The 2,573-nt window shown below is 50.3% G+C and carries 3 protein-coding genes; 2 read left to right on the forward strand and 1 reads right to left on the reverse strand.

What is annotated here, in order from left to right; all coding sequences use genetic code 11:
* Together ACTHUE_RS15325 and ACTHUE_RS15330 are read left to right on the forward strand one after the other, a co-directional pair.
* A partial coding sequence (locus ACTHUE_RS15325; protein WP_440423920.1) for a cadmium resistance transporter occupies positions 1-170 on the forward strand: 170 nt, incomplete at its 5' end.
* Between the two features lie 294 nt (positions 171-464).
* Positions 465-1,562 (forward strand): NnrS family protein, encoded by a 1,098-nt coding sequence (locus ACTHUE_RS15330; protein ID WP_070461369.1) that lies wholly within the window; start codon positions 465-467, stop codon positions 1,560-1,562.
* Positions 1,563-1,614: 52 nt separating this feature from the next.
* On the opposite strand, the gene pgi is transcribed toward ACTHUE_RS15330, so the two are convergent.
* A partial coding sequence (gene pgi, locus ACTHUE_RS15335; RefSeq protein WP_440423919.1) for a glucose-6-phosphate isomerase occupies positions 1,615-2,573 on the reverse strand: 959 nt, incomplete at its 5' end.

Below are 2,573 nucleotides of genomic sequence, written 5' to 3' on the forward strand. Positions count from 1 at the left end.
ATGCGTATAATAGACAGGGATATACAGCACAAAGATTGTCTAATATTTCAGGTGTTGGTGAAATTGTAGAGAAGTTTAGTCGTTGGATAATGGCTGTTATTTATATTGGTTTAGGATTATTTATTATTATTGAAAATAATACAATTCAAACAATAATATCAATAATATGAATGATACGGGCATTTGAGTATCTGACAAACCTTGCGGTTCGTTGCCCTCTCCCTAAACCTCTCCCACGGGGAGAGGGGATCAGGTTGCTGAAAATCAAAGAACGTAGAATTGAGAATCAGATGTCAGGTAAACCTAAAAATGTTCGGGTTTGGCAGTTTAATCCCCTCTCCCCGTGGGAGAGGGCTAGGGAGAGGGTAAGCAAGCCGAAGGCTTGCCTGTTTGGCAAAAATACAGCCCTGTCCTCCCAATAAATCTATATCCGAAAGCATCTTCATGCAGAATCAAGCCAAACTATGAATAAGTTTTTTACCCACCCCATGCGGCCGTTTTTCGTCGGTGCGGCGGTGCTTGCCATACTCGGCGCGTTGGTGTTTTTCATCGGCCCCGGTGCCGTCATTTTGCACCGCCAAATCTTCTTAGAGCTCATGCTGCCTGCGGCATACGGCGGTTTTCTGACTGCCGCCATGCTTGAATGGACGGGCTATCAAGGCCGTCTGAAACCTGTCGCTACTTTGATGGCGGCATTACTGCTCGCCGCATCCGCCATACTGCCCTTTTCGCCGCAAACTGCCTCGTTTTTCGTTGCTGTCTATTGGCTGGTATTGCTGCTGTTCTGCACTTGGCTGATTTGGCTTGATCGCAACACTGATAACTTCGCCCTACTAATGCTGCTCGCCGCATTTACCGTTTTTCAGACGGCCTACGCCGCAACTGGCGATTTGAACTTACTGCGCGCGCAAGTACATCTGAACATAGCAGCTGTCATGTTTGTATCCGTCCGCGTCAGCATTCTTTTGGGCGCGGAAGCCCTTAAAGAATGCCGTCTGAAAGACCCTGTTTTTATTCCAAATATCGTTTATAAAAACATCGCCATTACTTTCCTGCTGCTGCACGCCGCCGCCGAACTTTGGCTGCCCGCACAAACCGCCGGTTTTACCGCGCTTGCCGTCGGATTCATCCTGCTCGCCAAGCTGCGTGAGCTCCACCATCACGAACTCCTGCGCAAACACTACGTCTGCACTTATTACCTGCTCCAGCTTTTTGCCGCCGCAGGCTATCTGTGGACAGGCGTGGAGAAACTGCAAAATCTGCCTTCCTCCGCCCCATTACACTTGATTACCCTCGGCGGTATGATGGGCGGCGTGATGATGGTGTGGCTGACCGCCGGACTGTGGCACAGCGGCTTTACCAAACTCGACTACCCGAAACTCTGCCGCATTGCCATCCCCCTACTCTTTATGGCCGCCATCTCGCGCGCTTTCTTGATGAACGTGAACCCGATATTTTTCATTACCGTTCCTGCGATTCTGACCATCGCCGTGTTCGTACTGTATCTTTTCACGTTTGTACCGATATTTCGGGAAAATGCGTTTACGGATGATCCGGAATGAAACAAAAGGCCGTCTGAAACTTTCAGACGGCCTTTTGTTTTAAATAAATGCTTTATTTGTTGGCGTTCAAATAAAGATTAATCAGGCGTGTAGTGGAGCTGTCGTGTTTTTGCACTTCAGTCTCGCCGGTCAATTCGGCAAGAATGGTTTTGGCCAACTGTTTGCCGAGTTCTACGCCCCATTGGTCAAAGCTGTTGATGCCCCAAATAATGCCTTGCACGAAGGTTTTGTGTTCGTACATGGCAATCAGGCTGCCCATATTGCGCGGGTTGATTTTGTCCATGAGGATGAGGTTGGTCGGGCGGTTGCCGGAGAAGGTTTTGTGCGGAACCAGCTCTTCGATACGCGCTTCGTCCATGCCTTGTGCTTGAAGCTCGGCGCGTACTTCGTCAGGCGTTTTACCTCGCATAAAGGCTTCGGCTTGGGCAAAGACGTTTGCCAACAGGATTTCGTGGTGGCCTTGCAAATTGCTGCGTTTTTCAAGGGATGCAATCAGGTCAATCGGCGTGATGTGCGTACCTTGGTGCAGCAGTTGGAAGAAGGCATGCTGGCCGTTGATACCGGTTTCGCCCCAAATAATCGGGGAAGTTTCGTAACCGACCGGTTTACCGTCAAGGGTAACTTGTTTGCCGTTACTCTCCATGTCGAGCTGCTGGATGAATTTGGGCAGGCGGTGGAGATGTTGGTCGTAAGGAGCGATAACGTGGCTGCCGCCGCCGTAGTAGTTGATGTACCAAACACCGATAAGGGCAAGGATAACCGGCAGGTTGCGCTCCAGCGGCGTGTTGATGAAGTGTTGGTCCATCAGGTGTGCGCCGTTGAGCATTTCGATGAAGTTTTCTTCGCCGAGATACAGCATAATCGGCAGGCCGATGGCCGACCAGAGGCTGTATCGTCCGCCGACCCAGTCCCAAAATTCAAACATATTGGCGGTATCGATACCGAATTCGGCAACGGCTTTTTGGTTGGTCGATACGGCAACGAAGTGTTTGGCCACGGCGCTTTCATCGC

The organism is Neisseria sp. P0021.S005 (assembly GCF_051956955.1).